This is a genomic window from Vibrio rumoiensis 1S-45 (assembly GCF_000286955.2).
In the GTDB taxonomy this organism is placed as follows: domain Bacteria; phylum Pseudomonadota; class Gammaproteobacteria; order Enterobacterales; family Vibrionaceae; genus Vibrio; species Vibrio rumoiensis_A.
In genome coordinates, this window is record NZ_AJYK02000107.1 from 15,703 (window position 1) to 41,096 (window position 25,394).

Below are 25,394 nucleotides of genomic sequence, written 5' to 3' on the forward strand. Positions count from 1 at the left end.
ATTGCCTCTAGGGACTAGGGACCAGAAACTAGGAACACTCAAATGAAACACTGCGAAAAACAAAAAGTTTGGCTCTCGATTGTTAGTGAAGCTAAACAACAATCAGAACAAGAGCCAATGTTGGCGAGCTTTTATCATTCGACGATTATCAATCACGATAGTCTTGGCGCTTCATTGAGCTACATACTTGCCAATAAACTCAAAACGGCATCGATGCCGGCGATGGCTGTGCGTGAAGTGGTAGAAGAAGCATTTAAAGATGATCCATCTATTACTGACAGTGCCGCGTGTGATATTTGTGCGATTGTGAATCGTGATCCTGCGGTCTCTATGTATTCAACACCGTTACTTTACCTTAAAGGCTATCATGCTCTGCAAGGGTATCGCGTTGCGAATTGGCTATGGAAGCAAGGTCGCTTTGCTCTAGCTACTTACTTGCAAAATCAGATTTCTGTGGCATGCCAAGTCGATATCCACCCAGCAGCTAAAATTGGTCAAGGTATTATGCTCGACCATGCTACTGGGATTGTGATTGGTGAAACAGCGGTTGTTGAAAATGATGTATCGATTCTTCAGGATGTGACATTAGGTGGTACGGGTAAAGATTGTGGTGATCGCCATCCTAAGATCCGTGAAGGAGTTATGATTGGTGCGGGTGCTAAGATCCTTGGTAATATTGAAGTCGGTGAAGGGGCTAAGATTGGTTCGTGTTCCGTGGTACTTCAAGCTGTCCCACCTCACACTACCGTTGCTGGGGTTCCCGCTAAAATAGTCGGTCGACCTCAAACCAGTAAACCGTCTGAAGATATGGATCAAGGCTTTAATGGTAATGGTCATAAGTTGATTGATGGTGCTGGCATATAAATTGCGACATATATATTGAGTGTTGCGTGGCTAGGTTGCTGCGCTTCTCATTTTCAATGCGTACCCATACGCTGCGATGCCACCGATGACATTCCCAACGGCAATCCCGATAAAAAGCCCTTCAACGCCATAAAATTGACTTCCTACCCATGCACTTGGCAGAGTAAAAATAAACAAGCGAGAGAAATTCCACATAAAGGCTTTGAGTGGTAAGTGCATCGCATTTAAGCAGCTGACTACCATCATCACGAGTCCTTGAAAGCCATAGCTAATCGGCACAATTAATAAGAAATGCCATAAGGTATCTTGTACGCTTTGTTCTTGACTAAATAAAGCGGCAATTGGCATGCTCAATGGCACCATTAAAATAAATAACCCCAATTGAAATACTACGGCGAAACGCATGGTAATAAATAATGCTGAAAAGCTGCGTTCCGGTTGGTTAGCGCCATTATTTTGAGCGATAAAAGGGGTAAGTACCGATCCTAATGACATTAAAACAATGATCATTATGGATTCCACACGTTGCGCAGCGCCATAAGCTGCAACGGCTTCGGTGCCGAAACTGGCGAGCATCATCATTAAAATAGCACCTGAAAGTGGATTCATCGCACTAGAAAAAGCAGCAGGAGTGCCAATTTTTAATATTTGTGCCCAATCTTGCCACATACGACTCAATGCTGGTGGGGCTACTAACTTTTCCCTTCTTATAAGAATGTAGAGCGCGGCCACTAATGCACCGAACCAACTTACGGCACTGGCGATCGCCGCGCCTTGAATGCCCAGTTCAGGGAAAGGTCCATAACCGAAGATCAATAGTGGGTCTAATGTACCGTTAATTAATCCAGCAGTGATCATGATCTTGGCGGGGGTTTTAGTATCCCCAGTTGAGCGGATCACGCTATTACCTGCCATGGGAACAACCAGAAGTGGGATAGTGAGATACCACACTTGCATGTATTGATTGATTAATGGCAGTAGATCATCTGTCGCACCGAGCAAGCTAAAGAGCGGCTCGATAGTGAAGTAACCCTAGAGTAGAAGCTAAGGCAACTAATAAGACCGCTAGTAATAACCCATGAGTCGAGAAACGGGCAGCATTTTGAGTGTCACCTTGACCAAGTAATCTCCCAACATTAGCTGATAGTCCCATTCCAATGCCCAAGGTAATACAACTCACACCAAAAGTGACCGGGAAAGTAAAGCTGATGGCAGCAAGTGCGTGAGTACCGAGTAGTGAGATGAAAAACGTATCGACGAGATTAAACGTTAAGATCGCAAATAGCCCCACAACCATCGGTAGAGTCATGGTTTTTAATAGGTGAGGAATGGGAGAAGAAAGTAGACCGTGTTTGTCTTGCATGGCGATTTTATCGTTAGTGACGAAGACGTTAGGATACAGGAAAAAGAGAAAAGAGCCGAGACTAAAAGTGACGGTCATTATGAGTTTGACAATGATGCACTCATCCTCGTCATGCAGAAATAGGAACGAGTTATTCAGTATCTGCTTTGTTTGTAGCTGTGGAAGGTTCCTGTTATCGCCTACAACTACTCAGGAATGACGCCTGTTTTGTATTTACTTTTGAATGGTGAGCCGTGAAGTGTTCACTTACTAAACTCGAAAAATAAAACTTCGATCACATTTTTTTTCGACTCCCCCCTTGGGTTATCAACCTTTCCCCCCAACATATCTAAACAAGCCGAACGATTCGGCCCACATAAAATTTTCTATGAACATCTATCAGGAGAAATGAACAGATGAACATTCGTCCTTTACACGACCGAGTTATCGTTGAGCGCCAAGAAGTTGAGTCAAAGTCTGCCGGTGGCATCGTTTTAACTGGTTCTGCTGCCGAGAAATCAACACGCGGCAAAATTTTAGCCGTTGGCAAAGGTCGTATTTTAGAAAATGGCACAGTACAGCCACTTGACGTAAAAGTGGGTGATAATGTGATCTTTGCAGAAGGCTATGCTAAGTCTGAAAAAATCGATGGTAAAGAAGTATTGATCATGTCTGAGAGCTCTATCTTAGCCATCGTTGAGTAAGCACATTCGCTTATTCACTTCTTAATTCAAAACCAAGCATTCAATAGATTTTAAAAGGAATACAAACATGGCTGCAAAAGACGTTAAATTTGGTAATGACGCACGAATTAAAATGCTAGAAGGTGTTAACGTTCTGGCTGACGCGGTAAAAGTAACATTAGGTCCTAAAGGCCGTAACGTTGTTTTAGACAAATCTTACGGTGCACCAACCATTACTAAAGATGGTGTGTCGGTTGCTCGTGAAATCGAGTTAGAAGACAAATTCCAAAACATGGGCGCACAAATGGTGAAGCAAGTGGCTTCACAAGCGAACGATGTTGCGGGTGACGGTACGACAACTGCGACTGTACTAGCTCAATCTATTATCACTGAAGGTCTTAAAGCAGTTGCTGCGGGTATGAACCCAATGGATCTTAAGCGTGGTATCGACAAAGCCGTTGAAGCGGCTGTGGCTGAGCTTAAGAATCTTTCTAAGCCTTGTGCTACTAGCATTGAAATTGAACAAGTTGGTTCTATCTCTGCAAACTCTGATACGACTATCGGTAAGATCATTGCGGAAGCGATGGATAAAGTCGGCCGTGATGGCGTGATTACCGTTGAAGAAGGTCAAGCGCTACAAGATGAGCTAGATGTAGTTGAAGGTATGCAGTTTGATCGCGGTTACCTATCACCATACTTCATCAACAACCAAGAAGCGGGTAGTGTTGATCTAGACAGCCCATTTATCCTTCTTGTGGATAAGAAAGTATCAAATATCCGTGAATTGCTTCCAACACTTGAAGCAGTCGCTAAAGCTTCTCGTCCACTGCTTCTTATTGCAGAAGACGTTGAAGGTGAAGCGCTAGCGACTCTTGTTGTTAACAACATGCGCGGTATCGTGAAAGTAGCTGCAGTGAAAGCACCTGGTTTCGGTGATCGTCGTAAAGCAATGCTACAAGATATTGCTGTCCTAACAGCGGGTACAGTGATTTCTGAAGAGATTGGTTTAGAGTTAGAGAAAGTGACTCTAGAAGATCTTGGTCAAGCGAAACGCGTTACCATCACCAAAGAAAACACCACGATTATTGATGGTTCTGGTGAAGAGACAATCATTCAAGGTCGTGTTGCTCAAATTCGTCAACAAATCGAAGACGCAACCTCAGATTACGACAAAGAAAAACTTCAAGAACGTGTGGCTAAACTAGCTGGTGGCGTTGCTGTCATCAAAGTAGGCGCGGCAACTGAAGTTGAAATGAAAGAGAAAAAAGACCGTGTAGAAGATGCATTGCATGCAACTCGCGCGGCAGTTGAAGAAGGTATTGTTGCTGGTGGTGGTGTTGCCCTTATCCGCGCGGCAACAACGGTTGCTGCAAGTGGTCTTGTAGGTGACAATGAAGAGCAAAATGTGGGTATTCGCGTTGCACTTCGCGCTATGGAATCACCAATTCGTCAAATCACCAAAAACGCAGGTGATGAAGAATCGGTTGTTGCTAACAATGTTCGCGCTGGTGAAGGTAACTACGGTTACAACGCTGCGACTGGCGAATACGGCGACATGATTGCGATGGGTATCTTGGATCCAACTAAGGTGACTCGTTCAGCACTACAATTTGCTGCATCGGTAGCTGGTCTTATGATCACGACTGAAGCAATGATCACGGACAAGCCACAAGATTCTGCTGCTATGCCTGATATGGGCGGCATGGGTGGAATGGGCGGTATGGGTGGCATGATGTAATAGAGTTTAACTCTATTCTCCCTTAGTTTTAGCCCGTAGCTCTTAACTTAACGAAAACCCGAATAGTGATATTCGGGTTTTTTATTGGTTGTTTTATCGTTTGAAATTATAGGTGTTAGCTTTTAAATCAAACAGTCGGAATGTTATAGAATGATTGACTTATGAGCCGCTAACTCTTGACGAATTATCTCAGCGCCAGCACTAAGAGCATTAAGCTTACCTGTCGCGACCTGATGAGATAAAGGTGCCATACCACAGTTGGTGCATGGGTAGAGTTTATCAGCATCGACAAATTGAAGCGCTTTGCGCAAGGTGTCAGCCACTTCTTCCGGTGTTTCAATGGTATTGGTTGCCACATCTATAGCGCCCACCATGACTTTCTTACCTCGGATCAATTCGAGTAACTCCATTGGAACATGTGAGTTATGGCATTCTAATGAGATAATATCGATATTGGATTTTTGCAGTTTAGGAAAGGCTTCTTCATACTGTCGCCATTCGGTACCGAGTGTTTTTTTCCAATCTGTATTAGCTTTGATGCCATAGCCATAGCAAATGTGCACTGCTGTTTCACATTTAAGCCCTTCAATCGCTCGTTCTAACGTCGCAATTCCCCAATCATTAACTTCATCAAAAAATACATTAAATGCAGGCTCATCAAATTGGATGATATCAACACCGGCAGCTTCTAATTCTTTAGCTTCTTGATTGAGTATTTTAGCGAACTCCCAAGCAAGCTTTTCGCGGCTTTTATAATGGTCATCATAAAGGGTATCAATCATCGTCATTGGCCCTGGCAGTGCCCATTTGATTGGTTGCTTGGTTTGTTGGCGTAAGAACTTCGCATCCTCAATGAATACTGGCTTTTGACGACTCACTGGGCCGACAACGGTTGGCACACTGGCATCATAGCGATCACGAATTTTTACGGTTTTACGTTTTTCGAAATCAACACCGTTGAGGTGTTCAATGAAAGTCGTCACAAAATGTTGGCGTGTTTGCTCGCCATCACTGACAATATCAATACCTGCTTGTTGTTGATCTTGCAGAGAAAGACGCAAAGCATCGTGTTTGCCTACCACTAACTCTTCATCTTGTAATTTCCAAGGAGACCAAAGTGTTTCAGGTTGTGCAAGCCATAAAGGCTTAGGTAAACTGCCAGCAGTTGAAGTTGGTAATAAAGTTTTCATGATAAATAATGTCGCCTATTTGAAAAAATGATTCACGTAATGGTTCAATATCGCTATTCAGTGAGCTCAACAGAACATTGCTCAAGGATCGTTTGATAAGGCTTGATAAAGTTTTCTTCAGCAAATTTACCTTGCTCATTTGCTAGCGCACTTCGTTCTTCTCGGTCATAAACAATTTGCGTTAAAGAATGGTCCATATTCTTCAGATTGGGTTGATAAGATTCTCCTGCGGCAGTATTCGCATTATAAATCTCTGGTCTGTATATCTTTTGGAAGGTTTCCATTGTGCTAATGGTGCTTATCAGCTCAAGATTAGAATAATCATTAAGCAAATCACCAATATGATATAAAGCAAATGGTGCTACGCTATTTGGTGGCATGAAATAGCGAACTTTTAATCCCATTTTTTTGAAGTATTGTTCAGTTAAAGAAGACTCATTGGGCTGATATTCAACGCCTAATACCGGGTGCTGGTTTGCGGTTCTATGATAGGTTTTATTATCTGAAACACTCAAACATATCACGGGTGGCTTATCAAAATTACTTTTATAAGTATCTGAATTAATAAATGATTTAAATATATTTCCATGTAACGCACCGAAATGTTCCGGGATGCTGAATTTCGTTTGGTTTTTATTATGCTCTTGAAGTAATACGCTAAAATCATAATCCCTAACATAAGAGGAAAAGTTATTTCCGACGATCCCTTTGATGCGTTTGTTGGTTTTACTATCAACAATATTTGTTTTTAATACTTCGATTGATGGGAAATATTTGCCATTACCTTCAACATCAATATCAACGGACACTATTTCCAGCTCAACAGAATAACGATTCCCGGTGGGATTATCCCAATGCGCTAAGGCATTAAAACGATTGTTAATCATACTTAAGGCGTTACGTAAATTTGATTGACGGTAATCACCTCTGGCTAAATTAGCAAAATTAGTTGTGATACGCGTATTGGCAGATGGATGATAGTTTTCATCGAGACAAATGCTCTTAAGGGTAAATGTAAATTCTTTATTGATACTCATCTTGTTTTTAATTCCCTTTTTTGATTTTCTTTGCCTGTTGATTTCCTTCTAAAGGATGATTGAGAATCAACAACAATATTGTCTAAAACTTAATCTATTTATACGTTGTTATATGAATGAGGGAAATTGATTTTACCTAATGACATTATGAATAAAATTCATGTTAATGTTTTCACCGATTTGGTTATGTTTGTTTCCGTGATTTTTAGGTTATACGGTGCTCGTTTTTTGGAGAGAAAAGGGGATCAGCGGTATACATTGTTTTATGATGCTTAGCGGTTTGTTTTGTATGAGGGAGTAATAGTTTTGACGATGCAAATAAAAGATCTCATTGTTCACAAGTATGGTTTGAAAGTCGATGATTGGGTGATTGAGCCGAATCAGCATTGGGCGATCTTCTCAACTTACAGTCATTGTGGTTCTTTAATTGGTCGCTTACTTAGCGGTGATTTGGTCATTGAGCAAGGTGATTTTGTAGGACTTCCAGAACGCATTGGTTGGGTGTCTTTGTATCAACAGCAACTTTTACTTGATAAAGAATTAGAGCAAGATGATACCGATTTTATGGATCATTTGGATTATGGGTCAAGTGTCGAGGCCTTGGTTCAAGAGGTATGTGTGCATCCAGAACAACTTGAAGCGTTGTTGGCGCTCACGGATTTGCTGCATTTGCGTCAGCGAGGTTTCCGTCAATTATCAACCGGTGAAACTCGCCGAGTGATGTTAGCCAGAGCACTTGCCACTGAACCCGAACTTCTTATCTTAGATGAGCCTTATGCTGGGCTCGACATTAAGCACCAACAAAACCTTTCCGATTTATTGTCGCAACTTTCACAACGCATGCAATTATTGATCATCACTTCGCGTGAAGATGAGATCCCACCATGCATTACTCATGTCGCTATGTTTAACTCGGAGATACAAAAGTCAGGCGATATCGTCAATACACTGAGCGACACCATGACCATTGAGCAATGGCATGCACACCCTGTGATGGCGCAATTAATGGCGTTATCGGTCGAGCGTAGCCAAGAAGTATTGGATTTAATTAAGTCTCAGCGTTATCAGCCTAAATATCCTGACCCTTTGGTTGAGCTAAAAAATGGTAAAGTAGAATATACCGATGGTTTGATCTTCAAAGACGTTAATTGGCGCATCAATAATGGTGATCATTGGCAAGTAAGAGGTCCGAACGGGTGTGGTAAAAGCACGCTATTAGGTTTAGTGCTTGGTGACCATCCTCAGTGCTATAGCAACGATATTACTTTGTTTGGTCAGCCTCGTGGTAGTGGTGAAACCATTTGGCAAGTGAAGCAGCAAATTGGAGTAGTGTCATCAGCGTTGCATTTACAATATCGAGTCAGTTGCAGTGCGATAGAAGTCTTACTATCCGGATTTTTTGATTCGATAGGTTTGTATCAAAAACCCACTAAAAAGCAGGTCGATTTGGCGAAAGATTGGCTAGCCATTCTGCACATGAGCCAATGTGAAAAAGTGAGCTTTAAGCAGCTCGATTACGGTCAGCAGCGTTTGCTATTGATTGGTCGAGCATTGATTAAACAGCCAGTACTGTTGATTCTAGATGAACCTTACCAAGGCTTGGATTTTATTAACCGAAAATTGGTGATGAATACCTTGAATATGATTGCCAAGGAAAACTTAAGTCAGCTTTTGTATGTGTCGCATCATAGCGAGGATGCCTTACCTGCTATTGATAACTATGTGGATTTTGTTGGGGATGTAGAGAGTGGATATGAGGTCCATATTCGACAGAAATGAACCTAACACTTAAAGGTGATATTGAAAGTTTACCGCCATAAAATGATCATTTCATTGCTGTAAGCCAAAGTGACTTCAAGGTATTGAATATCGCATCTTGAAGTCACTTCGGTATATAACGTCTTGCTACCTTAAACTTATTTTAGGAACGAGACTTCTAATCTTCGGTACTTTGTTCTTCTTTCATTCCGCGATCCATATCAATTGTTTTTGGACGGCGGCGTTTTTGCAAAGTTTGATGAACGCCTCGACGTAAACTCTGAAAACTTTTTTCAACTTGGTCAACACCCAGTAACACCAATAAGGTTAATACAGTAAAAATAATAGATTGTTTTTCATGCCCAAGCCCAATCATTAACCCTAATGCGGCGAGCACCCAAATAACCGCAGCAGAGGTGACACCATGAATCTTACCATCCATTGTCATCATTACTCCCGCGCCTAAGAACCCGACACCCGTAATGATTTGTCCAAGTACACGGGCTTGATCAAGGGTATTAGGTGAAAGTGATACTGCCATCGCCATAAATAAGTAAGTACCGGAAATGATCAAGATTGCAGTACGAATACCGACTGGTTTTCCGCGTAATTGTCGTTCAAGACCAATCAAGGTGCCATTAATTGAGCATGCGATAATTGACCACCAATTAAATGGATCGATGTTGAACCATTCTGGATTCATGTCGACGTTGCCTTTGTTGTGTGTAGTAGGGAGGAAAGGTGCAATATGTCACAATGAAGACATTTATCCAGTGGATTTTTGATGATATTTTTTTGACTTTAAAAGAAGAGTTTTTGATGGTGCATAAAAAACGCCAACCGAATTGGCTAGCGCTTTTATGAAACATTGTTAAGACGATAAAGATTACTTCGCGGTGTAATCAGCTTGGCCCGGAGTAATGTAGTTTGCTGGTTCCAAACCTTTTTCCATACAATGGTGGATCAACATTGCCATGATCGAGTTAGCATCAAGCATGCCGACATAATTATCATCTTGATCAAAGTTAATGTTTGAGCCTGTCACCATCATGATGGTATCTGTATCTTCAGTGTTAGATGCTGGGCAAACAAACTGATGAATTGAACTGCCTGGTTCGTATAAGTAACAACCTGCCGTTTGTGGTTGCTCTGGGTACTCAGCGTAATGCCACATACCAGAAAGCGTCCAAAAGTGAACCGAACCGGTATGGTAATGACGAGGCAGAATGACACCAGGTGAGAAGATAACACGTAATGCCCATACACCACTTGCAGGATCAAGGAACAAAGGCTGTACTTTTAAGCCTTTAATTCCCGGTAGTGGATCTTCATACATAGGTTGCTCATTCATATTAAGAGTAAGCAGTTCTTTGTGATCATGAACTAGAAATGGAAGCATAGTTATCCTCTACATAGTCAGTACAAACGAGTTATTGATGGGGTTGATGTCATCGTCTCATTTATTGGTTTTTGTTATTGATAAAATTGTTATTTAAACGATAATTTAAAACACCCACTAATAATAGTGATTTTTTAATAAATTGTGAGTTGAGTAATCGACCTTGCAAACTTTCATTGTAAATTGTGATTGAACATCATGAATGACCCTCATGAAGGTTCTGAGTTTCATCTGGTACAGTCTATTCACCATTATGCATGTTATGCATAGATCAAATGATTTGTTTTCACTATTTTCATTAAGGTTATTTGCCTATAATGCATGCATATCTTATTAATACCCCATCAGATTTGGAGACGTTATGTTTAAAGCTTTAGTGTTGGATCAAGAAGACAAACGTACAATTGCCAATATTGAAAATGTTGATGAAAGCCAGTTGCCAGAAGGTGATGTGTTGGTTTCGGTTGATTATTCTTCTATCAATTATAAAGACGGCCTTGCGGTAACAGGAAAAGGTAAAATCATTCGTCAATTCCCGATGGTTCCGGGTATCGACTTTTCAGGTACCGTGCTTGAATCTCAAGATGAGCGTTACACCGCAGGCGATAAAGTGGTACTAACGGGTTGGGGTGTTGGTGAGAATCATTGGGGCGGCATGGCTGAAAAAGCACGACTAAAAGCCGATTGGCTCGTGCCACTTCCACAAGGTTTTGACACCAAACAAGCGATGATGATTGGTACTGCTGGCTTTACCGCTATGTTGTGTGTTCAAGCCATTTTAGATGCAGGAGTAAAACCTGAAGATGGTGAGATTCTGGTTACAGGAGCAAGTGGCGGCGTGGGCTCTGTGTCAGTCACTTTACTAAGTCAGCTTGGTTATAAAGTGGTAGCAGTGACGGGGCGCATTGAAAAAAATGGTCCTTGGTTAGAAAAACTAGGTGCATCACGTCTTATTGAACGCAGTGAATTTGAAGAGCCAGCTCGCCCACTTGAAAAGCAATTATGGGCGGGTGCGGTTGACACAGCAGGTAGCAAAGTTTTAGCAAAAGTCTTGGCTCAAATGGATTACAATTCAGTCGTTGCGGCTTGTGGTTTAGCGGCAGGCTTTGACTTACCGACGACAGTCATGCCATTTATTTTACGCAACGTGCGCCTGCAAGGTGTGGATTCTGTGAGTTGCCCAGCAGAGAAGCGCATTGCAGCATGGAATAAATTAGTTGAGCTTCTACCGGCAAGCTACTTTGAACAAGCCTGTACTGAAATTAGCTTGGAAGAGGTCGAGAAATACGCAGAGGATATTACCAATGGTCAAATCACTGGGCGTGTGGTGGTTAAAATATAGAAGCAATGGCTTCTATTTGATAGAACAATAAATCTTTAAAGCCTGGTAGTGCTTTGACATGAATCTCTACTTGGCTTTGTTCTTTATTAAGGACGAGGAACGCGAACGCCTTGCGTTTCTACTCTATTCCCATCACCTCGATTCTTTCCGCTATTAGCTTCCCACATTCTTGCTTCAACACGGTTCGTAGCCATTTTTGTGCTGATGAATGTTCACAACGTGAATGCCAAATTAACGAATAGTCAAAAGGTGTTAATTCAAATGGTAGCTTTTTAATCACAAGGTTGTGACGCTTGGCGACCAGATACGCTAAATCTGCCGGAACGGTAACGATTAACGGTAGGGTATCCATAATAGCGAGAGCAGCTTCTAGGTGATAAGCTCGCAATACTAGTTGTGGTTTAGGATGTTCACATAAAGCGTTATCAATGAGTGCTTTGACTCCATCACTAATAGCGATCATAGCATGCGGATGTGTTAAATAATCATCTAACGATAACTCGGTATTGGCTAATGGGTGCTTAGGTGATAACAAACAAAAGACGCTGACTTTACCTAAATTTTCTTTATGTAGTGGCGTAATAGAATAAGTTGGCCGACAGATTGCCATATCGACTCTTTGAGTGGTCAGTTGTTCAACAAGATGGTTATCTTGTAAAGGCACGAGCTCAAGTCGAATATTAGGTGCTTCTTGATAAATTCTTGGCAATGCAAAAGGGAGAATAGTTTGCATTGCATAGTCTGTGGTGGCGATAGTGAATTTTTGCCGGCAATGTTTAGGACTAAAGTCTTGGGGCGATAATAAATGACGCAAGCTTTCTAATGGCGCGGCCAGTGAACGGTTAATCTCGAGTGCTTTTTGAGTCGGGATGAGAGTTTGTCCTTGGCGAGTAAACAGAGGGTCATCGAGTAAAAGACGTAGACGACCGAGCACTCGACTCATGGCGGATTGGCTTAAATTCAAACGAATTGCAGCCTTACTAACACTGCTTTCTTCAATTAAGACACGCAGAGCCACTAGCAGGTTTAAATCACGACGATATACATCTTCTAATTCCATGGTCTTATCCCTTGTTAATCTAAGTGTAAATCGAGAGGGGTTTTACTGGCTTCCCCTCCGACTTCACGTGCTAATTTAGGGACTAAATAACCTGCCACTTGTTTCAGTACACCTTGCATGATCGCTCTTGCTTGCTGATCGGAAACATAGAAATGTGCTGCGCCCTGAACTTTATCTAATACATGCAAATAGTAGGGTAGAACGCCAGCCTGAAATAAGGTTCGGCTTAAATTGACTTGTGTATCAACGGAATCATTGACTCCTTTTAATAACACACTTTGATTGAGTAAATGTACGCCAACGCGCTTGAGTTTAGTTAATGCAATGGTTAATTCATCATTGATTTCATTAGCATGATTAATGTGCGTGACCATCACGATATTAAGACGAGTCTGTTCTAAGATTGCGCATAATTTATCGGTGATGCGAGAGGGGATCACTACGGGTAAACGGCTGTGAATACGAATGGTTTTGATATGTTCAATGTTACTAATACCATCAACGAGCCATTGCAGTTCGCTATCTTTCGCCATTAATGGATCGCCGCCAGATAAAATGACCTCATCTAACTCTGGATGGTCTGCTATGTAATCTAAGCTTTGTTGCCAAGTCGCTTTATTGCCTTTGTTATCTTGATAAGGAAAGTGGCGACGGAAACAATAGCGGCAATTTATTGCACAACCACCTTTGACGATCATCAATACTCGGCTGCGGTATTTATGCAGCAAACCGGGTAGCACGTTGTCTTGTTCATCCAATGGATCGGTGGAGTAACCTTCGTGGATTTCGAATTCTTCACTGAGAGGCAACACCTGGCGTAATAACGGATCATATGGATTGCCTTTTTCCATTCTATCGACAAAACTTTGGGGGACTCGTTGAGCAAATAATTGGCGTGCTTGCAGTCCTTCAAGCCAAGGCGAAGGATCAATTTCAAGCTGACTGAGTAATTCAAGAGGATTAGAAATTGCATTAGACAATTCAGTTAGCCAAGTATTTTCGACTTTCACGTTACTTTGTGAAGAGGAAGACAAGGATTTAGGACTGTTTTTCTCAACAGAAATGACTTTTCGGGTTATCATAGGCGGCATTGAAATCAACTCAAAGATCTGTAAGAGGAAATCATGGCGACAGTTAGCACCAATGAATTCAAAGGCGGTTTAAAATTCATGTTAGATAATGAGCCTTGCTCAATCATCGATAATGAATACGTTAAGCCTGGTAAAGGCCAAGCGTTTAACCGCGTAAAACTTCGCAAACTTTTGTCTGGAAAAACGTTAGAGAAAACGTTCAAGTCTGGTGAAAGCTTTGAACTGGCTGACGTAGTCGATGTTGAACTAGGCTACCTATACAATGATGGTGAATTCTACCATTTCATGAACAACGAAACCTTCGAGCAAATTGCTGCTGATGTCAAAGCAGTCGGCGACATGGCTAAATGGTTAGTTGAAAATGACGTTTGTACTCTAACGTTGTGGAATGATACCCCTATCACTGTTACTCCGCCAAATTTTGTTGAAATTGAAGTAACAGAAACCGATCCAGGCCTGAAAGGTGATACTCAAGGTACTGGCGGAAAACCTGCGACTTTAAGCACTGGCGCTGTCGTGCGTGTACCACTATTTATTGCGATTGGCGAAGTGGTAAAAGTCGATACACGTACTGGCGAATATGTTGGTCGTGTTAAATAATCTTCTTCGTATCTGAAGAAAAAGTAAAACAAATAACGAACGGGCCGCTGATTATTCAGCGGCCCGTTTTTTTAATCTTTCTACTATAATGAGGCATCATTACTGCGCCCCATTATGCAGGTTGTTGACTTTATAGTAGGAAAACATACGCAATGGCTAATACCGTCATGATTGCGGCAAATGCATAACAAGTAATTTTCCCAAGAATTCCAGTGTGGAATTTAAGGTCGTGCATGCCGTGATGAACACGGTGCATGGCATGCCACATTGGCAAGGCAATACTGGCGATAATAAATAAGCCACCAATAAAGCTACTTGCAAACATATGAGCACGTATAAAGTTAAAAGTGCCGATATCGAACACACCGAGTGGCATTAAGATGCCAAGCACCAAAATGGTGACAGGGGTGATCATAGCAAACCAAGTACCTCCTGCGCCGAATAAAGACCACCAAATTGGTTCATCAGAACGTCTTGGGTTTGGATTAATCATATCTAGCTCCTACACCAATATCAGTACAATTAATGAGATCACCGCAACGGCGGCCCATTGTGTGGCAATAATCATCTTCGGTGCCAGCAGTTTTCCTTTCACTCGGATAGGCATTACTTGAGGCATCATGTTAAAAAAGGTTGCGGCGTGAAATAGGCTACCGGCTAGTGCAACAATATTAATCGCGATCACTAATGGGTTTTGCATAAAGTGTTGCCATTCTACCCATGCTTGCGGGCCTTTGACTAAACTGGCTAATCCACACAACATAAATAAGGTGAACAAGATCAGTGGTAACACGGTTGCTTCACGTAGCATGTAAAAGCGGTAGAACGGATGTTTGCTCCACCAAGTTCGATTCATAGGACGAACGTAAGGTTTACGATTGCTCATTCTAGAACTCCTGTGATTTGAACATAGAGATCACGAAATCCATTGAAGATTCCACTTTCCCTTGGTTAACCGCGGCGGCTGGATCGACGTGTTTAGGGCAGACTTTTGAGCAAAAGCCAACAAAAGTACAACCCCAAGCACCGTTTTCACTGTTGATCAGCTTCATACGCTCGGCCTTACCATTATCACGGTTATCTAGGTTATAACGATGCGCCAGTGTTAAAGCCGCAGGGCCGATGAACTCTGGGTTTAAACCGAATTGAGGACAAGCTGCGTAGCAAAGACCACAGTTAATACAGTTGGCAAATTGTTTGTATTTTTCCATCTGCGCTGGGGTTTGCTTGTTCGGGCCATCTTCTACTTTGCGATCGTTACCAATGATGTAAGGTTTAATCGCTTCAAGACGCTCAATGAACGGCGTCATATCGACGATTAAGTCTTTCTCGATAGGGAAGTTGGCTAAAGGCTCAATGGTGACACCGGTTGGGTAATCACGCATGAAGCTTTTGCACGCCAGCTTTGGCACGTTATCGACCATGATGCCGCATGAACCACAGATCGCCATACGACAAGACCAACGGTAAGACAGGTTTTTATCTAGGTGATCTTTGATGTAACCAATCGCATCTAAAACTGATGTGGTGTCATCGCAAGGGACTTCAAAGGTTTGCAAGTATGGTGAGTCATCCACTTCTGGGTTGTAGCGTGACATGTGTACTTTTTGTATATGGGTAGATTGTGAAATACTGGCAGACATTATTTGCTCTCCTGCTCTGAGTGAGTGGAAGCCGCTTGTTCTGCGGCTTCTTTGGCAGCAGCTTCTTCCGCAGCCGCGCCATATAGACGAGCTTTAGGTTGAGACTTGGTGATTTTTACTGCGCTGTAATCGATGATTGGCGCGGCATCTTCTTGATAGAAAGAAAGCGTGTGTTTCAAGAAGTTCTCATCATCACGAGTGGTGCAACCGTCGTCTAAACGCTGGTGTGCGCCACGAGATTCAGTGCGACGAATCGCTGATTGCGCCATCGCTTCTGCGACATCTAAGCCGTAGCCGATTTCAATGGCATACAGTAGATCGGTGTTAAACACTTTGCCTTTATCTTGAATGCTGATTTTCTTATAACGCGCTTTTAGCTCCGTGAGCTTATCGATGGTTGCTTGCATCAAATCTTGTTGACGGTAGATGCCACAACCTGCTTCCATGGAGTGACCCATTTCAGTGCGAATATCTGACCAGCTTTCATCACCTTCTTGATTGAGAAGTGCTTGAATACGATCTTGAGTTGCTTGAATTTGCGCCTCAATTGACGCGTCATTCCAGCCTTTGAATGCTTTGGCGCGCTCTGCAGCATGTTCACCAGCGACACGACCAAATACCACGAACTCAGCTAAGGAATTCGAGCCTAAACGGTTTGCGCCATGCAGGCCAACAGAGGCACATTCACCGACAGCAAATAAACCTTTAATGCGGGTTTCACATTGACCATTGGTTTCAATACCGCCCATGGTGTAGTGCACGGTTGGACGAATTGGGATTGGCTCTTTGGCTGGGTCAACATTGACGTATGCTTTGGCTAGCTCACAAATAAACGGTAGACGTTCATTAAGGTATTCTTCACCTAAGTGACGTAAATCCAGCATCACCACATCGCCCAGTGGGTGTTTAATGGTGTTGCCTTTTTGTTGTTCATGCCAGAAGGCTTGAGAGACTTTGTCGCGAGGTCCGAGTTCCATGTATTTGTTTTTTGGTTCACCAACAGGGGTTTCAGGGCCCATGCCGTAATCTTGTAAGTAACGGTAGCCATTTTTATTGACGATGATACCGCCTTCACCACGACACCCTTCGGTCATCAAGATGCCAGTACCAGGTAGGCCGGTTGGGTGGTATTGAACAAATTCCATATCACGAAGTGGTACACCATGACGATAAGCCATTGCCATGCCATCACCGGTGACGATACCGCCATTGGTATTGGTGTGATAAACACGGCCAGCCCCGCCAGTGGCAAGCACTACAGATTTGGCTTTGATGGCGACTAACTCACCTTCAGACATGTGAATGGCGATTATACCTTGTGCTTCTTTGCTATTTCCTTTCGAATCAGCACCTTCACCGTCGGCTTCTTCATTAACGAGTAGATCGACCACGAAATACTCATCAAAGCGTTTGATGTTAGGGTACTTCATTGATGTTTGGAAAAGGGTATGCAGCATGTGAAAGCCAGTCTTATCAGCGGCAAACCAAGTGCGTTCGATTTTCATGCCACCAAAACGACGAACGTTGACATCGCCATTTTCTTTACGACTCCAAGGGCAACCCCATTGCTCCATTTGGATCATTTCACGGGTTGAGTTTGCGACGAAATATTCAACAACATCCTGTTCACATAGCCAATCCCCACCGCCAACGGTGTCGTTGAAGTGATTGTCTAAGCTGTCTTCTTCCTTGATAACTGCCGCTGAACCGCCTTCGGCAGCAACCGTGTGTGAACGCATTGGGTACACTTTTGAAATCAGAGCGACTTCAAGTTCCGGGTTTGCTTCTGCTGCCGCGATTGCAGTACGTAAACCAGCGCCGCCAGCGCCGATGACTGCGATATCTGTGGTGATGACTTTCACAGTTATTCTCCAGAGTAGGTGTGCTCATTAGAGTTTTGTTTCACGAGCACGGTTGGAAAGTGAGTAATTGTTTTGCTGGTTGTAGTGTAGGAAATTACACGCTTTAATAAATTGATCTGAAAGGGGTAAAAGTGAAGATAGATGCCTCTAAAGAGGTAGTTTATCTGGACGTGGCTACATTGTGAGAAGCGATCACAGTGAATGGTGTAATAATCATGAGATTGACATGTCTATTATTAAATATCATAAATCGTTATAGTAAGGAGGTTATTCATCAAGGATTGAAACATGAAAATTAAAGATAGCCATAGAGTGTTAGCGGGTATGCTACTCAGTATGACTTTGTCCTCCGCTTATGCAGCCGATAGCACTCAAGTGAATGAGCAGCAGAAAAATGGTCAACTCGAAAACACCAAGCAACAAGAGATAGAAAAAGAAAAAAACAAGTTGGCAGAAGACCCAACTAAAGTCGTGACTCAATTAGGCGCAAGTTATGGCGGTGATCAGCTAAAGTTCTCAGGATCAATTGGATTAGGTCCAGTCAATAAAATTAATGCTTCTGTTGATGCTGATGGCTCAGAATGGCGACTCGGTGGCTCTTGGTTATTTGATGTAGGCATTGTGAATGTTAATTTTGGGAAAAAGGAGTTCGATGATGACTCTAACCAGAATAACTACAGTATTGGTACTTTTATGCCTTTGAGTTTCTTTGGATTTGAACCTTGGGGAACGCAAGTTTTTGCCATGGCAGGCTACACCTATAACGATGGTGAAGTGGCTTGTGATACTTCAGAACAGCTATGTGGTAATGATTTTGATATCAATGATATGAATGGTACCGTCGCTTTTGTTCCTAGTACTAGTTCTGCAGGTTATGCTGGTTTTTTTGCATTAAAACCTATTACAGAAAAAGTTCGTATCATTAGTGTTGCGGCAGGCTCTCTTGGTTCGAATGATTACCATGGTTATCTTTTTGCGTTAGGTGCTGGTTATAGTATAACCAAACGTCAATCTGTAGCGGCTTATGGATTCTTGCAAGATAATAATTATGGGCATGATGAACAGTTAGGTATTTCTTATAAGTATCAATTTAATTAATACAACTGCATTAATTTTGTATTAATAACTTTGTTGACTCAGTGATATAAGCCTATAAATATTTAAGCTTTACACTTTTTTACGTCCTATAAACTAGGCGATATTCTCTGAGGCTTGTATGCTGCCTATATTCCAGTCAATATTTAAAGCTAATGTCTAAACTCAACCTTAAATTTACATTCATCTTAGGTACGCCTTTATCATTATCTTTAGCGCTATTGCCTTATTCGGCTCAAGCTGAAGTCGTTGCTGAAAAAGACAAACTACCGGAAGACCCAACCAAAATCGTGACACAAGCTGGGATTAATTATTCTGGAACGGTGCATCTCATGGGATCGGTGAGTTTGGGCAAATCAAATAAATTAAACGCAGGGATAAATAAAGATGGCAGTGAATGGCGTTTAGGGGGCTCGTGGCTATTTGATATTGGTATCGTGAATTTTAAGTTTGGTAAGCATCAACTGGATCATGATGCTGAGCAGACCAATTATAGTGTGGGTTCATTTATCCCTCTTAGTTATTTTGATATTGAACCGTTTGGCTGGCAAATGTTTGTCATGGGGGGCGTGAGTTACAACGATGGTGATGCAGCGTGTGAAGTCAATAAAGACGATTGTGCTGAGGTTGGATCGGACTTTGATGATGAATATGCTTTGATCCCCACAACCTCATTTGGTGGCTATGTGGGAGTGAAAGCGATGAAGCCTCTTAATAAAGATTGGACTCTCATCGCAGCAACCGCTTATTCGCGTGGTTCGGATGACTACTCTGGGTATGTGTATGGTGGTGGTGCTGGTTACCATATTACGAAAAATCAATCTCTAGGGATCCACGCTAAAATTCAACACAATAGTTATGGCGATGATCAGAAAATAGGCATCGGTTATAAATATCAGTTTAATTGATACCATTGCCGTTTTATTATCATACCTCGTTCATTTCTGTGAGAACTTTTGATGCAAACTTGGCAGCCTTCTGCTTCTATTCTTCAATTACGACAACGTGCACAACTCATTGCTTCTATTCGTCAATTTTTTGCAGAAAGAGAGGTGCTTGAAGTTGATACGCCTGCGATGAGCCATGCCACAGTGACGGATATTCATCTTCATACCTTTAAAACAGAATTTATTGGCCCTGATTTTGCGCATGGAAAACAAGTGTATTTGATGACCAGCCCCGAATTTCACATGAAGCGTTTATTGGCGGCGGGCAGTGGTTCTATTTATCAAATAAATAAAGCGTTTCGTAATGAAGAAAACGGCCGATATCACAACCCAGAATTCACTATGCTTGAATGGTATCGAGTTGGTTTTGACCATCATGATCTGATGGCTGAAATGGATGCGTTGCTGCAACAGGTATTAGATTGCCAGCCGTGCGAAAAAATGACCTATCAAGATGCTTTTTTGCAGGTATTAAAGGTATGCCCTCTAGAGGGGAGTATGCAGCAGCTAAAACAAGTTGCGGCCACATTGGGATTGGCTGATATTGCCGAGCCTGAACAAGACCGAGATACGTTATTACAATTGTTATTTAGCATTGGCATCGAAGCGAATATTGGGCAACAAGTTCCAGTGATGGTTTATGATTTTCCTGCCTCACAAGCAGCACTCGCCAAAATCAATCAAACTGACCCACGAGTTGCAGACCGGTTTGAAGTGTATTTTAAAGGGCTCGAACTTGCCAATGGCTTTCATGAGTTGGATAACTCGAAAGAGCAGTTATCCCGTTTTGAAAGAGATAATCAGCAACGAGTTGAGATGGGATTATCCCCTCAACCGATTGACTATCATTTGATTGCGGCATTAGAAGCGGGTTTACCGCAATGTGCCGGTGTGGCCTTAGGAATTGATCGCTTGATTATGCTGGCGATCGGCTGTGATCATATTGATCAAGTGACGGCTTTTCCGTTTCCTAGAGCTTAATCTTTTATTTACACATTCACTAAAACACCGGTGCCAATTACCGCAAGCAATGCACCAACCCAAGCAAAAGGAGAGGGGCGTTGTTTGGTGTAGAGCCAAAGTAGCGGCAAAATCATAATCGGTGTGGTGGCTGATAATAATGCCACCATACCGACATTGCCTTTTTGTAGCGCGTAGAGAATTAATGTCATCCCTACCGCCATTGCCAGAAAACCATTAATGGCAGTTACCCCTAAAATTTTCCAATTAATTCGCTGCAATGGTTTTGCGATCTTAGCGCCAGTGGCTCTTAAGGTTAGATGAGCGGTAAACGCGGCAATCATACGTATCGCCGATGCCGCAATCGGATCAACCGAAGTTTGCATGATGGGTTTGGCTATGATGCCGCCCATTGCTTGGCAAAATGCGGCCAATAGCCCTAAACTAATCGCAATATGCAGTTTTCCCTGTACGGTTTCCCAAGTATGTTGGTTAGTTTGTTTACGTCCAAAGAAAATGGCGATGACCACACCAGAGAAAACCAGAATAGCCCCAAATAACTCAATGCCATTTAATGTTTCATGAAAGAGCCAATAGCCGAGTAAAGCAGAAAAAACAGCATGGCAAGAGAAGAGTAAGCCTGCCATACGAGGGCCCATGCGATTCATACAAGCAAATAGAGCTGTATCACCGATAAAGATGCCAATTAATCCCGACAACGCCATAGGGATCACATGGTTAGATTCTACGGTTGCCCATCCTCCCATAAACCATGCCATGCTAGTCAGCATGATCGCAGTACAACCCATGCGCCAACGGCTATAAGCAAATGACCCTAAATGACGCGCAGGAGTTACTGATATTAAACTGGAAATTGCCCATAAAGCGGCAGCGGCTAAGGCAAACCATTCGTAGGTCATGGTGTTCTACTCTTTGAATATAAAGGACGGTGTTATTGCCACATAAATTGCGTTGGTTGAGGGTAGTGCTCAATTGCCTTAGCAGGGCAGTCACAAAACACACCATCTACGCCGATTTCGTTCAACCATTGCCAATCTTCTGGTTGATTGACGGTATAGACATATACAGCTAAACCTAATTGTTTAGCATGCTGAACATACTCTTCATCGATCACATCTAGGTCTAAATTAATGCTGGTGGCCCCAATCTTGTTTGCAAATGAAGCTTTATCTGTGCCTTTTGATGCAGATAATGCGCCAATCAACCATTGAGATTGCTCTTCTTTTAACTGCTTTAACCAATCATGGTTAAATGAAGAAACAATTAATTGTTCTAACTGAAAGTGGCAATTCTCTAATGCAAAATTCAAATGTTGATAGAGCAAATCATGGTGGCTAATACCTTTAAGCTCTATATTCAAAGCGCATTGACCATCCACTAACTTCAAAACCTCAATTAAAGTCGGAATGTTTTCTGTTTTGGCGATTTTGACTTGCTTGAGTTTCTCGGCACTTAACCAGTGAAGTTTTCCAATGTGATCGGTGGTGCGATTAAGCCACTTATCATGGATCACCCAGAATTGACCATCATGTTCATGCACATCGATTTCGATTGCTTGAACGCCCATATCGATTGCTGCTTGGATCGCAATGAGTGTATTTTCAGGATGGGTGGAGCGAGCGCCACGGTGAGCAATGATCAACATAATAAATCACTCTTTAAAGTCTTTAAAATTCGATAGTAGTGGAAGTGGTTATGGTTTGGCTAGTGAGATATTTTTAATATACCCAAGTACCTTCAAGTAAGAAAGGTATAAAAAAGGGTGACCATCATTGATAGCCACCCTTCAAAATTTAATGAGCGAGAAGGTTATTATTGATTGTTAGATGGAATCTCTGTTTCAGAGTTATCTGATGCAGTGCTTTTAGCTTCTAACTGATGTGCATAAGGCGTACCAAGTACTGTGACTTCACCTTCTGCCATACTTGAATCGAAACGAATTTGATCTTTAGCAAATAGGTTAATAACGGTTGAGCCAAGTTTAAAACGACCCATTTCTTCACCTTTTTTGAATCGAATCGCCTTCTCACCTTCAGTTTCATAGTTCCAACGGTGAACCGAAGAACCAGTAGGTGGTGTAATCGTTCCCCCCCACACAACTTCAATGCTACCAACAATAGTCGCACCAACAAGTACTTGAGCCATGGGACCAAATTCAGTATCAAAAATACATACCACACGCTCGTTACGTGCAAAAAGATTTGGCACGTTAGCAGCGGTTAATGGATTCACTGAAAATAGATCGCCAGGTACATAAATCATCTGGCGAAGCACACCATCACATGGCATATGAACACGGTGATAATCGCGTGGAGAAAGGTATAAAGTAGCAAATTCACCATCAATGAATTCATCGGCTAAGGCTTTATCGCCACCGAGCAATTCTTGAGCGGAGAAATCATGGCCTTTCGCTTGAATTAAACGGCCATTTTCGATTGGACCAAATTGGCTGGTGCGAGCATCCGCAGGGTGAACAATCACGCTGTTGCCTTCTGCAATAGGGCGAATTCCAGCTTTTAATTCACGAACAAAAAATTCGTTAAAGCTATTGAAGTAAGCTGGGTCAGAATGAACAGCATCATCCATATTGACGTTATATTGCTTGATGAACCAGCGAATAACCGCGGTAGTGAGGCTGCCCATTTTGGCTGAGGCCAGTTTTCCCATTAAACGCGTTAAGCCGTGTTGTGGGATCCAATATTGCAGAGTCACTTTAATTTTATCTATCACGTGAGTATCCGTTTTTGTTAAACATTCCGTAGAGTCTTACGGAAAGGGTAGCCGATTTTACTTAAAAGATAATATCTTGTCAGCAGTTGAATGAGTGTTGCCAAGTTACAAGTTAGTTGAATATAAGGCTATAAATCTTTCTTATTCTTAGAAAATTGTCGATTCGCTTTATTTTCACCCATACTTTCTATAATGCGATGGTAATTTTCAAAGCGCACTCGAGGAATATCACCTTTTTCGACCGCTTCACGAATTAAACAGCCAGGATCATCATTATGTTTGCAATCTCGGAACTTACAACCACCTAAGTAAGGGCGGAACTCAGCGAAAGCTTGAGTGACCTCATCGGCTTCTAAGTGCCATAAGCCAAACTCTCGAACTCCAGGAGAATCAATTAAATCACCACCTTTAGGGAAGTGATATAAGCGAGCAGTGGTCGTGGTGTGTTGACCTAAACCAGAGTTTTCGGACACATCGCCTTCTAACACTTTTACTTCAGGCATTAATGCATTGACTAAGCTTGATTTACCCACCCCTGATTGCCCGACGAAAATACTTAAGCGATCTTTTAATGTGTCTTGCAGTTCAGTTAAGCCATCTTCAGTTTCTCGACTAACGAACAACACATCATAACCAATGGTTTTATAATGACTTAGTGCTTGTCGATACTGTTCTTGTTCACCATCCGGAATCAGGTCGGTTTTATTGAGTACAATCAAAGGTGCAATATGTAAGGTTTCAGCGGCAATAAGATAACGATCAATAATGTTTAATGATAATTCAGGTAAAACAGAAGAGACGATCACCATTTGATTCACATTAGCCGCGACGGGTTTTACTCCATCATAATAATCTGGACGAACGAGAACAGAAGTGCGAGTTTCAACCGCTTCCACGACACCAGAAATACCAGCCATTGATTCAAGGCCTGGTCGCCAAATAACGCGGTCACCAGATACCAAACTTTCAATGCCACGACGTAAATTACAGCGTTGGATCTCACCGCTTTCTAAATCTTCAATATCGGCATGTTGGCCAAAGCGAGAAATGACTAACCCTTTTTGCATGCTGCCTAGCATGTTTTCATCCCATTGAATGGAATCTTCTTGGGTTAAACGTTTCTTTTGATTGGTTCGAACTCGGCGAACTTGGCCTTTAGTGAGTTTTTGCTTTTTTGCCACAGGTTATACTTATTCCCTATTGAAGATACTTTAAATTCACAAAGAGTATGTTAGCAGAGTATGATACCTCTTTTCTGGATAAAAAAGGCAAAGATCTATGTCATTAAATGCGTCTTTCAATGACCAAAACCTTATTTGGGTCGATTTAGAAATGACAGGGCTTGATCCTGAAACCCATAAAATCATCGAAATTGCGTCTATTGTGACGGATAGTGAATTGAATATCCTGGCAGAAGGGCCTGTGTTAGCCATTCATCAATCAGAAGAAGAACTGGCTAAAATGGATGATTGGTGTACCAATACTCATACTCATAGTGGCTTGGTTAAGCGAGTGCAAGACAGTACAATTTCAGAAGATGAGGCAGTTGCTCAAACCATCGCTTTTCTTGAAAAATGGGTACCTAAGGGAAAATCACCGATTTGTGGCAATAGCATTGGTCAAGATCGTCGATTCTTGTACAAGCACATGCCGACTTTAGAAGAGTATTTCCATTATCGTTATGTTGATGTGAGTACGATTAAAGAGTTAACTCGTCGTTGGCAGCCAGAATTATTGAACGGATTTTCAAAAGCAGGCAGTCATTTAGCTTTAGATGATATTCGTGAATCGATCGCTGAACTGAAATATTACCGTTCTTCAGTGTTCAAAATTTAACGTATTTGTGGATGTAAGAGCTTACGTGTTTCTTTTTCAATCAATTAACTCGTTATTTTGATTTTTTTGCAAACTAACACTTGCATCAAAAAAAAATGCTCTTATAATTCGCAGCCCTGAACAACGGAAGACGTTCAGGTTAACGAATTCTAATAATTACTAGATTCGTATGACGCGACACTAGCTCAGCTGGTAG

24 protein-coding genes and 1 pseudogene are annotated in these 25,394 nt (G+C 42.1%); 10 read left to right on the top strand and 15 right to left on the bottom strand.

The features are described 5' to 3' along the window. Nucleotides 1-42: 42 nt before the first annotated feature. Nucleotides 43-864, top strand: a complete 822-nt coding sequence (gene cysE / locus A1QC_RS14540; protein ID WP_017026700.1) for a serine O-acetyltransferase — start codon at nt 43-45, stop codon at nt 862-864. A gap of 30 nt (nt 865-894) precedes the next feature. Here cysE and A1QC_RS14545 read toward each other — a convergent pair. Next, nucleotides 895-2,227: pseudogene (locus A1QC_RS14545) on the bottom strand (MATE family efflux transporter). Between the two features lie 395 nt (nt 2,228-2,622). Here A1QC_RS14545 and A1QC_RS14550 point away from each other — a divergent pair. Together A1QC_RS14550 and groL are read left to right on the top strand one after the other, a co-directional pair. Next, nucleotides 2,623-2,910, top strand: a complete 288-nt coding sequence (locus tag A1QC_RS14550; protein ID WP_017026703.1) for a co-chaperone GroES — start codon at nt 2,623-2,625, stop codon at nt 2,908-2,910. A 67-nt stretch (nt 2,911-2,977) separates the two neighbouring features. Next, on the top strand, nt 2,978-4,627 hold the full coding sequence (groL, locus tag A1QC_RS14555) for a chaperonin GroEL (protein WP_017026704.1): 1,650 nt from the start codon (nt 2,978-2,980) through the stop codon (nt 4,625-4,627). A gap of 143 nt (nt 4,628-4,770) precedes the next feature. On the opposite strand, the gene A1QC_RS14560 is transcribed toward groL, so the two are convergent. Both A1QC_RS14560 and A1QC_RS14565 read right to left on the bottom strand, forming a co-directional pair. Further along, on the bottom strand, nt 4,771-5,817 hold the full coding sequence (locus A1QC_RS14560) for a methionine synthase (RefSeq protein ID WP_017026705.1): 1,047 nt from the start codon (nt 5,815-5,817) through the stop codon (nt 4,771-4,773). Nucleotides 5,818-5,870: 53 nt separating this feature from the next. Next, on the bottom strand, nt 5,871-6,848 hold the full coding sequence (locus A1QC_RS14565) for a DUF1852 domain-containing protein (protein ID WP_026026031.1): 978 nt from the start codon (nt 6,846-6,848) through the stop codon (nt 5,871-5,873). A 318-nt stretch (nt 6,849-7,166) separates the two neighbouring features. Between A1QC_RS14565 and A1QC_RS14570 the strand changes: the two genes are divergently transcribed. Next, nucleotides 7,167-8,633, top strand: coding sequence for an ATP-binding cassette domain-containing protein (locus tag A1QC_RS14570; protein ID WP_017026707.1), 1,467 nt, complete (start codon nt 7,167-7,169; stop codon nt 8,631-8,633). A gap of 157 nt (nt 8,634-8,790) precedes the next feature. Here A1QC_RS14570 and A1QC_RS14575 read toward each other — a convergent pair whose 3' ends face one another. Then, nucleotides 8,791-9,315, bottom strand: a complete 525-nt coding sequence (locus tag A1QC_RS14575) for an MgtC/SapB family protein (RefSeq protein WP_017026708.1) — start codon at nt 9,313-9,315, stop codon at nt 8,791-8,793. A 183-nt stretch (nt 9,316-9,498) separates the two neighbouring features. Next, nucleotides 9,499-10,011 (bottom strand): 2,4'-dihydroxyacetophenone dioxygenase family protein, encoded by a 513-nt coding sequence (locus A1QC_RS14580; RefSeq protein ID WP_017026710.1) that lies wholly within the window; start codon nt 10,009-10,011, stop codon nt 9,499-9,501. 361 nt (nt 10,012-10,372) lie between these two features. On the opposite strand from A1QC_RS14580, the gene A1QC_RS14585 reads away from it, so the two are divergent. Continuing rightward, a complete protein-coding gene (locus tag A1QC_RS14585; RefSeq protein ID WP_017026711.1) occupies nt 10,373-11,353 on the top strand; it encodes an MDR family oxidoreductase in 981 nt (326 codons plus the stop codon). Nucleotides 11,354-11,471: 118 nt separating this feature from the next. On the opposite strand, the gene A1QC_RS14590 is transcribed toward A1QC_RS14585, so the two are convergent. Both A1QC_RS14590 and epmB read right to left on the bottom strand, forming a co-directional pair. Next, nucleotides 11,472-12,413 carry a LysR family transcriptional regulator gene (locus A1QC_RS14590; RefSeq protein ID WP_017026712.1) on the bottom strand — a complete coding sequence of 314 codons (942 nt, stop codon included), beginning with the start codon at nt 12,411-12,413 and terminating at the stop codon, nt 11,472-11,474. Nucleotides 12,414-12,427: 14 nt separating this feature from the next. Continuing rightward, nucleotides 12,428-13,504: an EF-P beta-lysylation protein EpmB gene (epmB, locus tag A1QC_RS14595; RefSeq protein ID WP_017026713.1), complete on the bottom strand. Its 1,077-nt coding sequence runs from the start codon at nt 13,502-13,504 to the stop codon at nt 12,428-12,430. A gap of 33 nt (nt 13,505-13,537) precedes the next feature. Between epmB and efp the strand changes: the two genes are divergently transcribed. Then, entirely contained in the window at nt 13,538-14,104 is a 567-nt protein-coding gene (gene efp, locus A1QC_RS14600; RefSeq protein ID WP_017026714.1) for an elongation factor P, read from the top strand. Between the two features lie 130 nt (nt 14,105-14,234). Here efp and frdD read toward each other — a convergent pair whose 3' ends face one another. Genes frdD through frdA form a run of 4 tightly spaced genes read right to left on the bottom strand, consistent with a single transcriptional unit; the run spans nt 14,235 to nt 17,609 of the window. Beyond that, nucleotides 14,235-14,597: a fumarate reductase subunit FrdD gene (frdD, locus tag A1QC_RS14605; RefSeq protein WP_017026715.1), complete on the bottom strand. Its 363-nt coding sequence runs from the start codon at nt 14,595-14,597 to the stop codon at nt 14,235-14,237. A gap of 9 nt (nt 14,598-14,606) precedes the next feature. Next, on the bottom strand, nt 14,607-14,990 hold the full coding sequence (frdC, locus tag A1QC_RS14610) for a fumarate reductase subunit FrdC (protein WP_017026716.1): 384 nt from the start codon (nt 14,988-14,990) through the stop codon (nt 14,607-14,609). Between the two features lies 1 nt (nt 14,991). Beyond that, on the bottom strand, nt 14,992-15,747 hold the full coding sequence (locus A1QC_RS14615; RefSeq protein WP_017026717.1) for a succinate dehydrogenase/fumarate reductase iron-sulfur subunit: 756 nt from the start codon (nt 15,745-15,747) through the stop codon (nt 14,992-14,994). Further along, entirely contained in the window at nt 15,747-17,609 is a 1,863-nt protein-coding gene (gene frdA, locus A1QC_RS14620; protein ID WP_017026718.1) for a fumarate reductase (quinol) flavoprotein subunit, read from the bottom strand. The genes A1QC_RS14615 and frdA overlap by 1 nt, the downstream gene beginning before the upstream one ends. A gap of 288 nt (nt 17,610-17,897) precedes the next feature. Here frdA and A1QC_RS14625 point away from each other — a divergent pair, with 288 nt between their 5' ends. From A1QC_RS14625 to epmA, 3 genes are all read left to right on the top strand, one after another. Next, nucleotides 17,898-18,707 carry a hypothetical protein gene (locus A1QC_RS14625; RefSeq protein ID WP_017026719.1) on the top strand — a complete coding sequence of 270 codons (810 nt, stop codon included), beginning with the start codon at nt 17,898-17,900 and terminating at the stop codon, nt 18,705-18,707. Nucleotides 18,708-18,859: 152 nt separating this feature from the next. Further along, nucleotides 18,860-19,612: a hypothetical protein gene (locus tag A1QC_RS14630; RefSeq protein WP_017026720.1), complete on the top strand. Its 753-nt coding sequence runs from the start codon at nt 18,860-18,862 to the stop codon at nt 19,610-19,612. 51 nt (nt 19,613-19,663) lie between these two features. Further along, the gene (gene epmA, locus A1QC_RS14635) at nt 19,664-20,632 is read left to right on the top strand and encodes an elongation factor P--(R)-beta-lysine ligase (protein WP_017026721.1); all 969 of its coding nucleotides are present in this window, start codon (nt 19,664-19,666) and stop codon (nt 20,630-20,632) included. Nucleotides 20,633-20,640: 8 nt separating this feature from the next. On the opposite strand, the gene A1QC_RS14640 is transcribed toward epmA, so the two are convergent. The 4 genes from A1QC_RS14640 to rsgA all read right to left on the bottom strand — a co-directional run bounded on the left by A1QC_RS14640 (nt 20,641) and on the right by rsgA (nt 24,543). Next, nucleotides 20,641-21,531, bottom strand: a complete 891-nt coding sequence (locus A1QC_RS14640) for a DMT family transporter (protein WP_017026722.1) — start codon at nt 21,529-21,531, stop codon at nt 20,641-20,643. A gap of 32 nt (nt 21,532-21,563) precedes the next feature. Next, complete coding sequence (locus A1QC_RS14645) at nt 21,564-22,277, bottom strand: glycerophosphodiester phosphodiesterase (RefSeq protein WP_017026723.1); 714 nt, start codon at nt 22,275-22,277, stop codon at nt 21,564-21,566. A gap of 167 nt (nt 22,278-22,444) precedes the next feature. Next, a complete protein-coding gene (gene asd, locus A1QC_RS14650; protein WP_026026033.1) occupies nt 22,445-23,359 on the bottom strand; it encodes an archaetidylserine decarboxylase in 915 nt (304 codons plus the stop codon). 131 nt (nt 23,360-23,490) lie between these two features. Further along, nucleotides 23,491-24,543, bottom strand: a complete 1,053-nt coding sequence (gene rsgA, locus A1QC_RS14655; RefSeq protein ID WP_017026725.1) for a small ribosomal subunit biogenesis GTPase RsgA — start codon at nt 24,541-24,543, stop codon at nt 23,491-23,493. 97 nt (nt 24,544-24,640) lie between these two features. Here rsgA and orn point away from each other — a divergent pair, with 97 nt between their 5' ends. Continuing rightward, entirely contained in the window at nt 24,641-25,198 is a 558-nt protein-coding gene (gene orn, locus A1QC_RS14660) for an oligoribonuclease (RefSeq protein ID WP_017026726.1), read from the top strand. Nucleotides 25,199-25,394: the final 196 nt, after the last annotated feature.